Origin of the sequence: Shewanella pealeana ATCC 700345 (assembly GCF_000018285.1) — a bacterium.
GTDB lineage: Bacteria > Pseudomonadota > Gammaproteobacteria > Enterobacterales > Shewanellaceae > Shewanella > Shewanella pealeana.
The window spans coordinates 526,026-543,057 of sequence record NC_009901.1 but is presented as its reverse complement, the minus strand read 5'-3'; the positions used below and the strand labels follow the sequence as shown (position 1 = coordinate 543,057).

Annotated in this window: 12 protein-coding genes; 4 read left to right on the top strand and 8 right to left on the bottom strand. The window is 45.4% G+C overall.

The genetic code is table 11. The features are described from left to right. Positions 1-306: 306 nt before the first annotated feature. The 4 genes from SPEA_RS02340 to zntR form a co-directional block, all read right to left on the bottom strand. On the bottom strand, positions 307-687 hold the full coding sequence (locus SPEA_RS02340) for a thiol-disulfide oxidoreductase DCC family protein (protein WP_041410783.1): 381 nt from the start codon (positions 685-687) through the stop codon (positions 307-309). 27 nt (positions 688-714) lie between these two features. Beyond that, positions 715-1,371, bottom strand: coding sequence for a thiol:disulfide interchange protein DsbA/DsbL (locus tag SPEA_RS02335; RefSeq protein ID WP_012153701.1), 657 nt, complete (start codon positions 1,369-1,371; stop codon positions 715-717). Between the two features lie 161 nt (positions 1,372-1,532). After that, the gene (locus SPEA_RS02330) at positions 1,533-2,918 is read right to left on the bottom strand and encodes an SO_0444 family Cu/Zn efflux transporter (RefSeq protein WP_012153700.1); all 1,386 of its coding nucleotides are present in this window, start codon (positions 2,916-2,918) and stop codon (positions 1,533-1,535) included. A 21-nt stretch (positions 2,919-2,939) separates the two neighbouring features. After that, positions 2,940-3,461 (bottom strand): Zn(2+)-responsive transcriptional regulator, encoded by a 522-nt coding sequence (gene zntR / locus SPEA_RS02325; RefSeq protein ID WP_012153699.1) that lies wholly within the window; start codon positions 3,459-3,461, stop codon positions 2,940-2,942. A 356-nt stretch (positions 3,462-3,817) separates the two neighbouring features. Here zntR and purH point away from each other — a divergent pair, with 356 nt between their 5' ends. From purH to SPEA_RS02310, 3 genes are all read left to right on the top strand, one after another. Then, positions 3,818-5,407 carry a bifunctional phosphoribosylaminoimidazolecarboxamide formyltransferase/IMP cyclohydrolase gene (gene purH, locus SPEA_RS02320; protein WP_012153698.1) on the top strand — a complete coding sequence of 530 codons (1,590 nt, stop codon included), beginning with the start codon at positions 3,818-3,820 and terminating at the stop codon, positions 5,405-5,407. A gap of 177 nt (positions 5,408-5,584) precedes the next feature. Continuing rightward, positions 5,585-6,886 carry a phosphoribosylamine--glycine ligase gene (gene purD, locus SPEA_RS02315; RefSeq protein WP_012153697.1) on the top strand — a complete coding sequence of 434 codons (1,302 nt, stop codon included), beginning with the start codon at positions 5,585-5,587 and terminating at the stop codon, positions 6,884-6,886. Positions 6,887-7,516: 630 nt separating this feature from the next. After that, complete coding sequence (locus SPEA_RS02310) at positions 7,517-7,735, top strand: hypothetical protein (RefSeq protein ID WP_012153696.1); 219 nt, start codon at positions 7,517-7,519, stop codon at positions 7,733-7,735. Positions 7,736-7,767: 32 nt separating this feature from the next. On the opposite strand, the gene SPEA_RS02305 is transcribed toward SPEA_RS02310, so the two are convergent. The 3 genes from SPEA_RS02305 to hemE form a co-directional block, all read right to left on the bottom strand. Further along, on the bottom strand, positions 7,768-8,571 hold the full coding sequence (locus SPEA_RS02305; RefSeq protein WP_012153695.1) for an SDR family oxidoreductase: 804 nt from the start codon (positions 8,569-8,571) through the stop codon (positions 7,768-7,770). A 107-nt stretch (positions 8,572-8,678) separates the two neighbouring features. Then, the gene (locus tag SPEA_RS02300) at positions 8,679-11,252 is read right to left on the bottom strand and encodes a putative bifunctional diguanylate cyclase/phosphodiesterase (RefSeq protein WP_012153694.1); all 2,574 of its coding nucleotides are present in this window, start codon (positions 11,250-11,252) and stop codon (positions 8,679-8,681) included. A gap of 607 nt (positions 11,253-11,859) precedes the next feature. Then, complete coding sequence (gene hemE, locus SPEA_RS02295) at positions 11,860-12,924, bottom strand: uroporphyrinogen decarboxylase (protein ID WP_012153693.1); 1,065 nt, start codon at positions 12,922-12,924, stop codon at positions 11,860-11,862. A gap of 531 nt (positions 12,925-13,455) precedes the next feature. Here hemE and SPEA_RS02290 point away from each other — a divergent pair. Continuing rightward, positions 13,456-13,923: an Rsd/AlgQ family anti-sigma factor gene (locus SPEA_RS02290; protein ID WP_012153692.1), complete on the top strand. Its 468-nt coding sequence runs from the start codon at positions 13,456-13,458 to the stop codon at positions 13,921-13,923. Between the two features lie 196 nt (positions 13,924-14,119). On the opposite strand, the gene acnB is transcribed toward SPEA_RS02290, so the two are convergent. Next, entirely contained in the window at positions 14,120-16,717 is a 2,598-nt protein-coding gene (gene acnB, locus SPEA_RS02285; RefSeq protein WP_012153691.1) for a bifunctional aconitate hydratase 2/2-methylisocitrate dehydratase, read from the bottom strand. Between the last annotated feature and the right edge of the window lie 315 nt (positions 16,718-17,032).

Sequence of the window (17,032 nt, the reverse complement as noted above, 5' to 3'; positions counted from 1 at the left end):
AAGTTTAGTTTTAGACAATATGGCACAACCAAAACCCTACAAAGCATGCGGCATTATTGTTTTACGCCTAAAAAGAGCTGAATTTGCCGTTACTGCAATTTAGCTCTGATTTATCGATAAAGCGGTTTTGTCCCATTTTGGTGCAGTCTCGTGCGATTATTTTCAACAAGTCATCACGCTAAGTTTGCAGTACAGATGGTGTAATATAAGAGACGGGGTAAGAATCTGGGCTAGTACGTGTAATCGTGTAGAAGCGATTAAGAGGAGAGGCTTAAGCAAAGCTTTTTATGAGATAGCTTGAGGCAATTACTTTTTAGGCAGCTGACAAATCGCTTTTTGCCCAAATAGACGATAACGATGTTTGGCAATAAAATTATAAGTAGCGTTACGCAAAACCCTTGGAAAGAAAGCGACGTACTTTACTAGGCGTGGTGCGCCGCTCAGTGATTTTGCAATTTCAATTATCGCGTCACTGCGCAGATAGTACTGCCCCTGCTTTATCAAGATCACGCTGTCCATTGCCACATCCGTTAATTTAAATTGGCTCAGAAGTGCTCGCCCTTGCATAGATTGCAACGCTACCAGCTCAAATACGCTATTTGGATCATGCCTTGTAATAACACACACAGCGCCATCACACAGGTTGCAAGCACCATCGAATATCACTACGGCTTTTTCACTAGGCATGACGCTTACAACCAATGTTATGTGAGTCTACATGGCTAACAAATTTTGCCTTTCAAGCTCAACCAAGTAACTGGCAATATCCATCACTTGTTCTGCTGAGTTTGCCGACTCATTGAGAATAATATAGCGACCATTAACTAAGATGGTTGGCGTGCCTTGGATCCCTGCCGACGACATGAGTAGCATCGCCTGCTTAAGCTTGGAAATAATATCGGCCGAATTAAGCTTGTCGTTAAACGCTTGCTCGCTTAGGCCATAGCCCGCTAAAAAATCACTAAGCTTAGCCTGCTGCTCATCCAGATCGGTTATCTCACGCAGTCCAACAATCTCATTAAACAGAGCCGCATGGATCTTTTGCTTGTCTGGCATCTGCTGCACGATAAAGAATACCTTGGCATGCAGCTTCATCGCCTCATTCCATACTGCAGGTGACTGCACAAGCACGACTCCATCAGCCATGGTTTGCTGCCATTTGTGTAGTGGCTTTTCAAACAGCTCACAATGTGGGCAGCCATACCAGAAAAACTCTGTCACCGAGATATCATCACCACTAGCTGGGATCGGGGTCGCTAATTCACGGTAATGCACACCTGCGACGTAGTTACCGTCACTGCCTAGATGAGAGGGTTCTGAACAGGCACTCATTGCTAGAACGAGAAATAATGTGACTAGAATTTTGATCATGACAACTCCTTTTGTTGGCGTAGTTAGCGATGTGCTTAACAATATAGCTGGCTATTACCGATTAGCTCCATCGCGTTTACTCATCTCATTTTAGCCCTAAAAACAAAAAGGCACTCCAATGAGTGCCTTTACCTTACCAAACAATTCCCTGCAAAGGTTGTTTATGAGCAACAGTCTCGACGCCACCAATTTTTAGGTAACTTATCTAAGAAGACTTTAGCCATTAATATCGCAAGCACCACACCAGATGTGTAAACGATGCCTGCTGGCAAGAGCTCATGCTGCTCACCAATTTGTGGCATCACCACAAAACCAAAAGTATCGACAAGATAGTTAACTAATACGCCCGATACGAGTGCCACACCTAATACGCCACCTAAGTAGCCATAAAGCGCACGCTTACCTAGCTCTTTGGTTACCACACCTAAGGTTGCGATGTTAGTCGCAGGGCCTGCCAACATAAACACTAATACGGCGCCCGGTGATACACCCGCTAATAGTAAGCCTGCCGCTATTGGCGTTGATGCCGTGGCGCAGATATACATAGGCACAGAGATCAACACCATGACTAGCATAGCGAGAATGCCGTCGCCCCACTTCGCCATAAAATCAGCTGGCACGTAGGTTTGTACCAATGCAGCGAAGAACAGGCCGATCAACAACCAAACGGTAGTATCACGCACAAGATCGGTCGCCGCGTAGTGCAGGCCTTTACCTATGCGACTAATCACAGAGGTACCTTTTAGCTCTGTAGCTACATCTCTAGTAGACTCGCAGCAACTTTCAGCTTCAGCATCAGCATGGCTGTTTTTTGAAGACTCGATTTTTTTACTGCTACAGCACGATGACTTCTCTACAGCCACTGGCGCAATAACGGGTGCTTGCTTACTCGAACAGCAGCTAGAAGATGCAGGCTTTACAGCCTCTGCCGTATTCATCACCATCACACTCGAGTCAGCAGCAGGCTTCATGCTGACTTCAGCAGCAGGCTTCATGCTGACTTCAGCAGCCTTTTTGCTTGAGCAACACGATGACTTTTCAGCCTTAGGCTCAACCTTTGCGTCAGCCTTTTTACTGCTGCAGCAAGATGCGATAGGTTCAGATTTTAAGTCAGCTTGTTTAGCTTGCTCACTAGCAACAGGTTTTCCGTCATCGTCATCTCGCCCAACTAACAGACCTGCCACAATCGCACTGACAACTGCGGCTATTGGTCTCACTATCGCCATAAATGGACCGAGTAACACATATGAGACAGTTACCGAGTCGACACCGGTTTCTGGGGTAGACACCAAGAATGAGGTGGTTGCCGCTTTCGATGCACCGCTGCGACGTAAACCCACCGCAGCAGGGATCACGCCGCAAGAACACAGTGGTAATGGCGCACCTAGTACCGCAGCCTTAACCGTGGTTTTAAAGCCGTGGCCACCCAGCTGCTTTTGCATCCAAGCCATGGGCACGAACATTTTCAACATGCCTGCTAATACTAGGCCTAGTAAAAGCCAAGGGGCTGACTCTAGAAACAGCTCAATAAAGTTTTCTAATAACATAACGACTTCTCACGTGTATTTTTAAGTATTCGATTTAACTTTCGATTTGTTTGTCGGTTTAGCATTTGATTTAGTCGTGCAGCCTTTAGTGAACAGCTTTTTATCGTGACCATGCTTGTCATTTTCACAGCGGATATTGTCAGTATTCGATTCCAACGCTTCAAGAATCGAGCAATGCTCCGCACTTTCAGGGCCGCCACAGCAAGCTTGCGACAAGCGCTGCAGAGATAATTGAAAATGGTTTAGCTCGGCGATTTTAGCTTCAACATTCGCCAATTTATCATCGACCATGCCTTTTACATCGGCGCAAGCCCAATTGGACTTATCGAGTTCGATAGACAGAAGTTCGGTGATTTCCGCTAAAGTAAAGCCCACCGCCTTGGCGCGCAAAATAAAGCGCAAGCGCTCGGCATCCGCTTCGGTATAAATGCGATACCCTGAATCGGTGCGTGATGACGGCGACAACAAGCCGTGCTTTTCGTAAAACCTTAGAGTGTCAGCTTTAACCTCACACTGCAGTGCAAGCTCACCAATTCGATACATGCCTAGCTCCAAATCAATCAAATATTCAGTTTCAAACTCAAATATTAGCCAGTGATAAAACAATAAACCAACAGGTTTTATTACTGTAATAACGAGAGTATAAACCTTGGAGTTGTATCCAAGGTCAAGAGTTATTCTGCGCTTAAATAAACAAGAAAGCTTGTTCTGCTGAACGTATTGTGAAATCGCGCAGAAAAAAACACCGCCAACCTCAAAATTACGGTAAAATACGCGCGCCGTGACGGGAGAGTAACTTGAGGGACTTTTGGAAAGCAGTGTAGGCCGCTATAGAGCGAGCAATACTGTTCTGTTTTCCGAAAGATCCTTAAAAATAACTACTGGACCCTGTACCTACAATGAATAATGCCAGACCTATTCGTCGCGCGCTGTTAAGCGTTTCAGATAAAACCGGAATCCTAGAGTTTGCACAAGCGCTGCATGCTCAAGGTGTTGAGCTACTTTCTACTGGTGGCACCGCACGCCTGCTGGCTGATAATGGCGTGCCTGTCATTGAAGTATCAGATTATACTGGTCACCCAGAGATCATGGATGGCCGCGTTAAAACCCTGCACCCTAAAGTGCATGGCGGTATTTTAGCGCGTCGCGGTATCGACGAAATCGTAATGGAACAAAACAACATCAAGCCTATCGACTTGGTTGCAGTTAACTTGTATCCGTTTGCTGCTACCGTTGCTCAAGAAGGTTGCACGCTTGCTGACGCTATCGAGAACATCGATATCGGCGGCCCTACTATGGTGCGATCTACCGCTAAAAACCATAAAGACACTACTATCATCGTTAACGCGAAAGATTACGGCCGCGTTATTGCAGAAATGCAATCAAACGAAGCTAGCACTACCCTTGAGACTCGCTTTGATCTAGCGATTGCAGCGTTTGAGCACACTGCCGCATACGATGGCATGATTGCTAACTACTTCGGCACTAAAGTACCTGCACACAGCAATGACGAGTGCCATGAAGATTCTAAGTTCCCACGCACTTACAACACTCAGCTAGTTAAGAAGCAAGACTTGCGCTATGGCGAAAATAGCCACCAAACAGCCGCTTTCTATGTTGATACAAATCTTGATGAAGCCTCTGTTGCCACCGCCGTTCAACTGCAAGGTAAGGCACTGTCATACAATAACATCGCCGATACCGACTCTGCACTTGAGTGCGTAAAAGAGTTCGACGAGCCAGCTTGTGTGATTGTTAAGCATGCTAATCCATGTGGTGTGGCTATTGGTGAAAACCTACTTGAAGCTTATAACCGTGCATTCCAAACTGACCCAACGTCGGCTTTCGGTGGCATCATCGCCTTTAACGGCGAGCTAGATGCAGCAACTGCTAGCGCGATTGTTGAGCGCCAGTTTGTTGAGGTGATCATAGCCCCTAAAGTTAGCCAAGCAGCCCGTGACGTTATTGCTGCTAAAGCAAACGTACGCTTGCTTGAGTGTGGTGAGTGGGCAGCAAAAACCACCAGCCTAGATTACAAGCGTGTAAACGGCGGCCTATTACTACAAGATCGCGACCAAGGCATGGTTGGTCTTGATGACGTTAAGGTTGTTTCTAAGCGCCAACCAACGGCTGAAGAGATGAAAGATCTAATGTTCTGCTGGAAAGTGGCTAAGTTTGTTAAATCAAACGCCATTGTTTACGCCAAGAACAGCATGACAATCGGTGTAGGTGCAGGCCAAATGAGCCGAGTTTACAGCGCTAAGGTTGCAGGTATTAAAGCCGCAGACGAAGGCCTAGAAGTACAAAACTCAGTAATGGCATCAGATGCGTTCTTCCCATTCCGTGATGGTATCGATGCTGCAGCAGAAGCAGGCATTAGCTGTATCATCCAGCCTGGCGGCTCTATCCGCGATGAAGAGATCATCGCAGCAGCTGATGAGCACGGCATGGCAATGGTATTTACCGGTATGCGTCACTTCCGTCATTAATTGGTTTGCGCGAATTAAGCAATAAAGGACTTTATTCGCGCATTAACAAAATTGATATTTAACGTTTAGAGCAAGCTATTCTTTCTAGGTCAAAGAAAGCACGCGCAACGTATGCCAATACGTGAGCATGCTTGATGCAGAGATAGGAAGAAAGGCGCAGCTATAAAAGGTAAAGATATGAAAGTATTGATTATAGGTGGCGGCGGTCGCGAACATGCATTGGCATGGAAGGCCGCGCAATCGGCGCAAGTTGAAACTGTATTTGTTGCCCCAGGTAACGCTGGTACAGCATTAGAGCCAAAGCTTGAAAACGTGGCGATTAACGTTGAAGAGATTTCGGCGTTAGTGGCATTTGCCGAAGAGCAAAAAGTCGCTATCACCATTGTTGGCCCTGAAGTACCACTAGCATTGGGTGTAGTTGACGCCTTTAATGAAGCCGGCCTGCCTATCTTTGGCCCAACTAAAGGTGCAGCGCAGCTAGAATCGTCTAAAGCCTTTACTAAAGACTTCCTAGCACGTCATAACATTCCAACTGCGGCTTACTCAAACTTTACCGAGATAAAGCCAGCCAAAGCTTACGTTAAACAAGTGACTGGCCTGACTGGTTTCCCTATCGTGATCAAGGCCGATGGCCTTGCCGCTGGTAAAGGCGTTATCATCGCAGCAGACCTAACTGAAGCCAATGCAGCTATTGAAGATATGCTGGCTGGTAACAAGTTTGGTGAGGCGGGTTCTCGCGTGGTTATCGAAGAGTTCCTTAAAGGTGAAGAAGCCAGCTTTATCGTAATGGTCGATGGTAAGAACATTCTTGCAATGGCCACCAGCCAAGACCATAAAGCCCGTGATAATGGCGATCATGGTCCAAACACTGGCGGCATGGGCGCATACTCGCCAGCGCCTGTTGTTACTCAAGCCGTTCATGACTGGACTATTGAGCATGTTATTCGCCCAACAGTTGATGGCATGGCTGCAGAAGGCAATGTATACACAGGCTTCTTATATGCAGGCTTGATGATTTCACCGGATGGCAGCGCTAAAGTACTTGAGTACAACTGCCGCTTTGGCGACCCAGAAACTCAGCCAATTATGATGCGTCTTAAATCTGATCTGGTTGAGCTTTGCCTAGCATCGACTCGTGGTGAACTGGATCAAGTCACAGCTGAATTTGATTCTCGCGCAGCCGTAGGTGTGGTACTTGCCGCTGGCGGATACCCAGATGCATACCGCAAACACGATGTGATTGACGGTCTATCTCTTGGTAACAACGACGCTAAAGTATTCCATGCTGGCACTAGCATGCAAGATGGTCACGTTGTGACTAATGGCGGCCGCGTGTTATGTGCTACCGCACTGGGCAATACAGTGACTGAAGCGCAGCAAGCGGCTTATAACCTAGTTGATGCAATTCACTGGGATGACGTGTACTTTAGAACAGACATTGCTTACCGTGCTATAGCTCGTGAGAATAACGAAGACTAATCCACTAAAAGCAATTGGGATGACGGCTGTTATAACTTAACCGAACCGATATCGCATACCGCATACCGCGCAATTGCTCGCGAAAACGGCGAAGGCTAAACAAACTTAGTTCTAGCTTAAAAGCCCTGTTAATTCAGGGCTTTTTTATGTCAGCGATATATTGCCTCATAGGCCAGTACAACTGGGATGGCGACAGTAATAACTTAACTGAACCGACATCGGTTACAGAGCGATTGCTCGTGAGAATAGGGATGGCTAAATAGCATAAAGCACTGGGATAACTACGGTTACGACTTAGCCGCACCGACATCCCCTACCGTGCAATTGCTCGCGAAAACGGCGAAGGCTAATCTCTTATAAGCCAATACAAATTTAAGCCCTGTTAACTCAGGGCTTTTTTGTATTCACCTTTTCATATTCTGGCCCTAAAAACCATTATCCTATGCTCAGCACCACGCCTATCACATTAGCCTCTGCTAACATCAATCAATGTTTTTGTGATCTAAGTAGCAAAAAAACGTGATTTGAAAGCGCATCCTAGGCATACCAGCAATTGAGCTCATACATATAGAAGTGAGTGATATGCGCTAACAAATTTCAAATATTTAAACTTTATATCAGGGATTAACTATGAAATATTCAGTAAGCGATCTTATCTATCAAGGTGAAGCATCAGGCGTGCATAACTGGGACACACTAGCTGGTTCATCTTTTTACTGGCACCCAGACTGGTTACACATCGCCGAAGACATGACTGGCCATAATGCCACAGCGCATATTGAGCCCTCGGCAGAAAAAGCCACCAAAGCCGAAGCAGCTGAAACTATCGTAAAGCATCTTAATAAGTAGACTGTCCGAGCACTTATGCCAATCAGTATAGGTTAACGCCCTGACGCAATCGCCCTTCGTGCTATTTTATCAATCAGCTCCGGGGCGATAATTTTAAAGAAACGGCCTATCCGCCCTCTAAATGAAGTAATGAGTAAGCGCTTTCTGTTTGCGATAGCGGGCAGCATCATCTGAGCGCATGCTTCTGCCGTCATAATTTTATTTTCCTGCATGGGCGTCTCCCCTAGAGGCTTACCTTGGGCATCTAATGCACGCTTATGAGTCTGAGTTACCACAAAGTCGGGACAAATCACGGTTACCGCGACATTGTCATTACTCAGTTCAATACGCAGCGAGTCAAACAAGCCAATGACAGCGTGCTTAGAAGCTGCATAGCCAGAGCGAGTCGGTACGCCAGTCATGCCCGTTAGCGAGGCAACTGCAACGATTTGACCTTGGGTTTGTTTAAGGTAGGGAATAGCGGCATGAGTGAGATAGGCAGGACCAAGATAGTTCACTTGCATGATCTGCGATAAAACACTTAAGTCTTCAAGTTTATCGAAACGCGACCACATGGTCATGCCCGCGTTGTTGACTAAGATATCTAACTTTCCAAAATGGCTCACACAGGCCAAAATTAAGCCTGCACACTCAGTTTGCTTAGAGACATCGGCAACATGAACCAAAGGAGCAGTACCAAGTTCAGCCAACTCTTTTGCTAAAGAATTCAGTCGCTCAAGGTTACGAGCGCTGATCACTAACTTGCATCCATGCGGCGCAAGTGCCAGTGCTAAGGCGCGCCCTATTCCTTCGGATGCGCCGGTAATGATAATGACTTTATCTTTAAAGCTTTGCATAAATGGCCTAACTACCTTAGATCGTTACTATGTTTAGCCTCTAAAGCTCACACATCACAATCAAGATCGCAAATGCCTCCTCATGAGAGCCACTAGAGCGACGAGAGTTAGGCCATCTGTTTCTCTGGAGCTAAGATTCCTTGATAGGAGTCTAAAGGCTGTGGTCTGCCAATACCGTAACCCTGAGCATAGTTAATACCAATCACCTCGAGCTTATCTATGATCTCTTGGTTTTCGACAAATTCAGCCACAGTCTCAATGCCCATTACACGGCAGACATCGTTAACCGACTTTACGATAGCGTAATCTTTGGCATTGCTGGCTAAGTTTTTAACGAAGCAGCCATCAATCTTAACGTAATCGACAGGCATCTCTTTAAGGTAGCCGTAGGAGGCAAAACCGCTACCAAAATCATCCAGTGCAAACGCAAAGCCACGCTTTCGCAAGTCTAATAGCATCTTCATCGCACGACTACGATTTTGAATGGCACTGGTTTCGGTGATCTCAAAGCAGATACAACTACTGGGTACGCCAAAGCGCTTTTGTTGACTCAAGATAAAGTCGACCATACCTTCAGCGCCAAGACTGCTACCCGATAAATTAATCGATAGGCAATGGTCATCCCACAGTCCCTCATTTAATGACAACCACAGAAAGGTCTTTCTAATGACCTCTTTATCTACATCGACAATAAGTTTGAAACTCTCCGCCGCAGCAATAAATTGTGCAGGAGGCAAAATTCGACCACCAGGCTCTTGGATCCTTAGCAATATCTCAAGGCGCTGCCTATGGCTATGGGATGAAAGACACTTTATCTTTTGATAGTAGAGAATAAGCTCATTGTGCTCAATCGCCTGCACGATTCTAACAGCCCACTTAGGCGCGTTACGTTGATAACTTAAATCGATATCGCGACCATCATAGAAGTGCACCTGATTACAGCCCTTGCGCTTGGCAGCAAGACAGGCGATATCTGCATCCTTGAGTAGCCCGAGCAGATCTGTGTCTTTATTAACGCGTGACAATGCTACCCCAACGCTTACACCAACACGATAGCAGGTGTCGTTATGCGTTACGGTTTGGCAACCCACACCGGCAATGATCTTCTTAATTAACTTGGCTACGGCTAGGGCTGAGCTATCTCTAACGATCAAACCAAACTCATCGCCCCCTATGCGCCCCAATAGCATATTATCCGATAAGCAAGACTCAATCACTCTGGCCACTTTTTTAAGCATCTTGTTGCCTATAGCGTGGCCACTGGAGTCATTGATGAGTTTGAACTGCTCTAGATCTAGATAGACTACCGCTAAGGATTGGGACGATTGAGCATACCCCATAAATCGCTCTTCAAACGTTGTCCGGTTTAGTAGACCGGTAACTGGGTCTAAATAACTCTGGCGCTGCAATTGACGCTTTAGCAAGGCTTCTTGAGTCGTGTCTTTTAATACCAGCACAGCCCCAATGATCTCTCCAGAATGATTAGAAAAGTGAGCTAAGCTGGCACTCAATAACTTGGGAGAGTCGCAATTCAGACGTAAGAATATAGAATCAATACTAAGCGATGGGCTTTGCATAAAGGCGTTAACTTTATCACTTAAGCTTTGATTACCAGGTAATAATTCATGAATCCTCTTACCTTGTGCCTGTGCATTACTCAGCTGCAACAGACGTTCGGCATAGGGGTTGATATAACTCACTTCACAATGAATGTCAGTCAAGATCACCGCTTCAGCAATAAACTCCAAAGTGACTTGAGACTGACTCTCTTGTCGATAGAGACTATCGAGTAACTGGTTAATACTCTCAGTGACTTGGCCAAACTCGTTTTTGCCTGTTCCGTGAATACCCGCTCCGTTAATGTAAGCACGGCCTTTTAAGTCAAGACCTAAGCCCCCCACCTGCTCAGAGAGGTAATTCAAAGGCTTAAACACCGCATTCCTGAGCCAGATAAATAGCATTAACTGTAAAGCTATGACTAAGCTTAATCCCCCTAACGTCAGTAAGCTGTACTGCCATGCCATACGTGAGAAGAATTGATTAGAGAAGGCAATAGAGAGGTGTACTGGTTGTTGATGAACAAGCGCTGGAATAGCTAATTGCGCAATGACAGTATTGTCCGCCAAAACTAATCCAGGCTTGGCGCTTCCAGCTTCAATTTTTATCTGAGTGGCAAAATCGACAAAACCTAACGTCGCGAGATAATCATCAGTGAGTCGACTAATGCTCACTAAGCGTTCAGATTCGGCATCCTTAGCTGAAATACTAATGAGATAACCTAAGGCTTGGACCTTGTCAAAATATACCCCAGCCTGTGCCTGCTCACTTGCAAGCAGCTCCATGGGCAGCTGCGGAATTATCGGCTGTTGTTTATCAATTGGCTCGAGTTGACCATCCTTAAGTTGCAGCACATGAGTACTGCCAAATAATGCGGCCTCTGGTAATAAATCGGTGGGAGTTTCTATTTGATAATTGATTGAAAAATTATCAAGCTGAAGCTGAAAACGTTCGAGGTCTCGGTTTACTTGAGACTGGATGCTCTCTAGTTCTTTCTCTATGACATAACTACGTATAGCGTCAACTTCGCTATGTAACCAGGTCATTCCTGCTAAGCAGGCTACGGCTAGGAGGGGGATACAGATCCCAAATATCACTAAGACAGCTTTCTTGCCAATTTGCATCTGAGGACAACTTCTCTAATTCAAAACCCGCCAGTCACTCTGGCTACGACTTGGTTTGTGTGAGCAAATTACCCCATTTCCACCGCAGTTAACACCTGTATGTGTAACGGTCGTTGATAAAAACATCAACAAACTCATAATCGATATTGAATCTCATCTTTTATTGAAAATAATCATCAAGTAGACGAACAATTTTGCTTAAAATGATACCAATCAGTATAAAGATTTGGTCGCTCAGCGAGAGTTTAGCGGCACTGAGACAAGGCAACGAGTGCAGAGCATAGTTATTCTACGGTTAAGCTCGTTAACGCATTATCAGAGCAGCTAAAACTCGCCATTCTGGAGCGTTTTTGGCTGCCTACTTCTGCGTTGAACAACTTTACAAGGGAGCAACCATTCTTTCAGTTATTCGCCTTGAATTAGTTTGCCAAAAAACGCTCTGAGTAGATCAACTTCTTATACTGATTGGTATGAAACATCAGCCAGCCCTTAATGCTGAGTGCTAGACTGGAAATAAAATTAAAGGCGGAAACAATAAAGGCCCAGTAAACTGAGCCCTTATTTATACCAATCGATGGTAAATCATTTCGCTATATAAGCGATTCGATTACTTGTGATACTGAGGCGATAACTCATGAACTGAGTTGATAAACGAGCCAGCGCGCTCTGGATCAACGTGCTGGTGAATACCATGACCCAAGTTAAATACATGGCCAGTGCCTTCTCCATAAGAAGCAAGGATTTGATCCACTTCTTGGTGAATACGCTCTGGTGTACCGTAAAGTACCGATGGGTCCATGTTACCTTGTAGAGCAACTTTATGACCTACACGGCGACGTGCGTCACCGATATCAACAGTCCAGTCTAGACCTAGTGCATCACAACCTGTTTCAGCCATAGACTCAAGCCATAGTCCGCCACCTTTAGTGAACAGAGTCACTGGTACTTGGCGACCGTCTGCATGGCGAGTTAGGCCATCAACGATTTTTTGCATGTAACGTAGTGAGAATTCACGGTATGCGTGGTGAGAAAGTGCACCACCCCATGAATCGAAAATCATTAGTGACTGAGCACCGTTTGCAACTTGAGCATTTAGGTACAAAGTGACAGAGTCAGCTAGCTTATCTAGCAGCATGTGCAGAGTAGCTGGCTCTTCGTAAGCCATCTTCTTAATCTTTTCGAATGCCTTGCTTGAACCACCTTCAACCATGTAAGTCGCGAGTGTCCAAGGTGAACCTGAGAAACCGATTAGTGGCACTTCACCTTTAAGTTCACGACGAATAGTGCTTACTGCACGCATTACATAACCAAGTTCATCTTCTGGATCTGGAATGCAAAGCTTTTTAATTGAATCGATGGTATCGGTTGGACGTTCGAAACGTGGACCTTCACCAGCTTCAAAGTACAGACCTAAGCCCATCGCATCAGGAACAGTTAAAATATCAGAGAACAGGATTGCTGCATCTAAATCGTAGCGACGTAGAGGTTGAAGAGTCACTTCACAAGCTAAGTCTTGGTTCTTACAAAGAGACATGAAGTCGCCAGCTTCTGCGCGGGTTGCTTTATATTCTGGAAGATAACGGCCAGCTTGACGCATCATCCAGACAGGAGTTCTATCGACAGGCTGTTTTAATAACGCACGTAAATAACGATCATTCTTTAATTCTGCCATTTGGCTTGATTCCTAAACTTATAGTGATATCCGCTTGGGGCAGTAGTTTAGCATTTACGTTAATAAAGTAACCTCCATAGGTAAAATAATGTGACAAGTAACGCGACTAATTCCGCCAACTCGGAGATAGTTAACATTATTGGCTTGTTTCACTACAAGAATTCCAGGCTCCTGAGCACAGTTCACAGCTTTCACTAAAAACGTGAAATAGCTTCACAACCTAGCTTAACCTAAGCTGTATGGTTCGCAATATGACAGAAAAAAGTTGCACCTCGTTGTTAGCTTTGGTATAAAAAGTCTGCGCTAGCAAGAACAATCAAGAAGCTCGTCGCATCGAGCCCGCTACAAACTTTACTCGCCCAGCGATAGCTTTCTATCGCTGGGCATTTTATTTTATAGCAGTTTGTTCACAATTCTTTCTCTGGTATGTCTATTTAGTATTTCCTCATAAATCGGCCAAAAATGGTTGATCAAAACTACATTTTTCCCCTACATTAGAAGTACAGAGATGGATTCTTAACGGGGAAGATCATGCTAAGACAGTTAGAGAAAGCCGAACAAAAATGGGGCGGCTCAAATACTCTTATAGATCAATGGTTAAATAATCGGCGCAACCTACTTATTAACTATTGCCAGATTGCCGGGATTCCGCCGTATGAGGAAACTGACAAGTCGCTCCCCGCCTTTGACTCAGTAAAACAGTTTTGCGATCAATTAATGGATTATGTATCTGAAGGTCATTTTGAGATCTATAACCAAGTGGTAACTGCCTGCGAAAAGAATGGCAGCACAAGCCAAGAACTCGCTCAGAAACTGGTACCGCAGATCAGTGAGACCACAGATACCGCCTTAGACTTCAATGACAAATATACTGAAGCCGAAGATGAGCAGGTGTTATTCCACTTGGATAAAGATTTATCATCTCTAGGCCATGCAATGGAAACACGCTTCGAACTGGAAGATAAGCTGCTAGAAGTTCTGCATAGTAAGCACTCTTAAAGCTAGGACGCTACGCTGCGAGGAAAGTAACAAGAAGCAAGCATGCTTCTAGCTTAGGTTCTAGGTTCTAGGTTCTAGGTTCTAGGTTCTAGGTTCTAGCGGAGCTTAAAAATGAATTAACAAAAAGGCCAGCTAATTTAGCTGGCCTTTTTAATGCTCCAATTTCAGAGCATCAACTTCAGTATATCAATCTGGCTTAAACCGCCGATTGGAAGATCACTTCGTCGGCTTTTGCCGTATACGAGGCAATCTGATCGAAGTTTAGGTAGCGATAAGTGTCAGCTGCAGTTGCATCTAACTCTTTAGCGTATGTCTGATACTCATCAGGCGATGGTAAACGACCTAGAAGTGCTGCAACCGCCGCAAGCTCTGCCGATGCCAAGTATACGTTAGCACCTGTACCTAGACGGTTCGGGAAGTTACGAGTAGAAGTCGATACTACCGTTGCACCTTCTGCAACACGTGCCTGGTTACCCATACACAGTGAACAACCTGGGATCTCGATACGTGCACCCACACGGCCGAAGATAGCGTAGTAGCCTTCTTCTGTTAGTTGATCGCGATCCATCTTAGTCGGTGGCGCAATCCACAAGCGTGTCGGTAATGTCGATGCAAATTTATCTAGCATCTTACCCGTTGCACGGAAGTGACCAATGTTAGTCATACAAGAACCAACGAAAACTTCGTCAATCTTAGTATTAACCACAGATGAAAGTAGAATCGCATCATCAGGATCGTTCGGCGCACAAAGAATGGGTTCTTTGATATCAGCTAGATCGATCTCGATAACTTCTGCGTATTCTGCATCGCCATCCGCTTCCATAAGCTCAGGATTCGCTAACCACTCTTGCATTGCTGTGATACGGCGCTCGATAGTACGACGATCACCATAACCCTCGCTAATCATCCACTTAAGCATGACGATGTTTGAGTTTAGGTATTCGATGATTGGCTCTTTGTCTAGCTTAATCGTACAACCTGCCGCACTGCGCTCAGCAGATGCATCTGAAAGCTCGAATGCCTGCTCAACTTTAAGCTGCTCCAGACCTTCAATTTCTAGTACACGGCCAGAGAAAGCATTGATCTTGCCTTTTTTCTCAACCGTTAACAGACCCATCTCTATCGCTTTAAGTGGGATTGCATGTACCAAGTCACGTAACGTGATACCCGGTTGCATTTCACCTTTAAAGCGCACCAAAATTGATTCAGGCATATCCAGTGGCATCACGCCCGTTGCAGCAGCGAATGCCACAAGACCAGAACCTGCGGGGAATGAAATACCAATTGGGAAACGCGTATGTGAATCACCACCGGTACCGACGGTATCAGGTAGTAACATACGGTTTAACCAAGAGTGAATAACACCATCACCAGGACGCAGAGCAACACCGCCACGGTTCATGATGAAATCAGGCAGCGTATGGTGAGTGTTTACGTCAACAGGCTTTGGATAAGCCGCCGTGTGACAGAAAGACTGCATGGTTAAGTCTGCACTGAAACCAAGACACGCTAAATCTTTTAGCTCATCACGAGTCATTGGGCCTGTAGTATCTTGTGAACCCACAGAGGTCATCTTAGGTTCACAATATTGGCCTGGACGAATACCCGTCACGCCACATGCCTTACCGACCATCTTTTGTGCAAGGGTATAACCCTTACCCGTGTCAGCCACATCTTGTGGGCGAACAAACTCAGTTGATGCTTCAAGGTTTAGCGTTTCACGCGCGCGATCTGTTAGACCACGACCGATGATAAGTGGAATACGACCACCAGCGCGCACCTCATCCATTAGCACTGCAGTCTTCAATGAGAACTGTGAAATAACTTCATCAGTATCATGACGCTTAACGATGCCTTGATATGGATAGATGTCGATAACATCGCCCATCTCCATCTTGCTAACATCTAGTTCAATTGGTAGTGCGCCCGCATCTTCCATAGTATTAAAGAAGATGGGTGCGATTTTGCCACCCAAACAGAAACCACCCGCACGCTTGTTTGGTACATTCGGGATATCATCGCCCATGAACCATAAAACAGAGTTAGTTGCAGACTTACGTGAAGAACCGGTACCGACAACGTCACCGACGTAAACCAGTGGGAAACCTTTGGTTTTTAGCGACTCAATCTCTTTGATTGGACCGACTTCGCCAGCTTCATCAGGAACAATACCTTCACGGGCATTCTTAAGCATGGCAAGTGCGTGCAATGGAATATCTGGACGTGACCATGCATCTGGTGCTGGAGACAGGTCATCAGTGTTAGTCTCACCCGATACTTTAAATACGGTTAGCGAGATTTTCTCTGCAAGTTTTGGACGAGATAGGAACCACTCGGCATCAGCCCAAGAGTGAACTACTTGTTTAGCGAACTCGTTACCCGCTTGCATTTTTTCAACAACGTCATGATACGCATCGAACATAAGCAGTGTATGAGACAATGCTTTTACTGCAAGTGGCGCTTGTGCGTCGTTATCTAGTTGAGCAATCAATGGCTCAATGTTGTAGCCACCCTGCATAGTGCCAAGCAGCTCGATAGCGCGCTCTGACGATAAGATAGAAGATGATACTTCGCCTTTGGCTACTGCATCTAAAAAGCCTGCTTTAACGTACGCGGCTTCATCAACACCTGGTGGGATACGGTTTTCAAGCAGATCAAGAATAAACGCTTCTTCACCTGCAGGTGGATTCTTTACCAACTCGACTAGCTGTGCCACTTGTTGGGCATCTAATGGCTTAGGGACTACGCCCTCTGAAGCACGTTCTGCGACGTGTTTACGATATGCTTCTAGCACGGCAATATTCCTCTTTGTTTGGCGTTCAATACCAATCTAAGATTGATATAACAGCGAAACTGCTCGTCTTCAAATTGAAACTGACAGCTCGGCAGGCTCGACCCTTCATTCGAGCGCTATTATACTACAGCTTTACAAAAGTATGAATCCGATCACACTTCAGCAAAAGTAAAACAACACCCAATCGACATCTCGAGTTATACAGTAAATCTAATCGCTTAAAAAGAAAACTAGACCATAGTGTAAAAACTTGATCTAAATTATATAAATCATAGATTTACCCAGGTTTAAATCTGGAGTATATCGATTACTAAT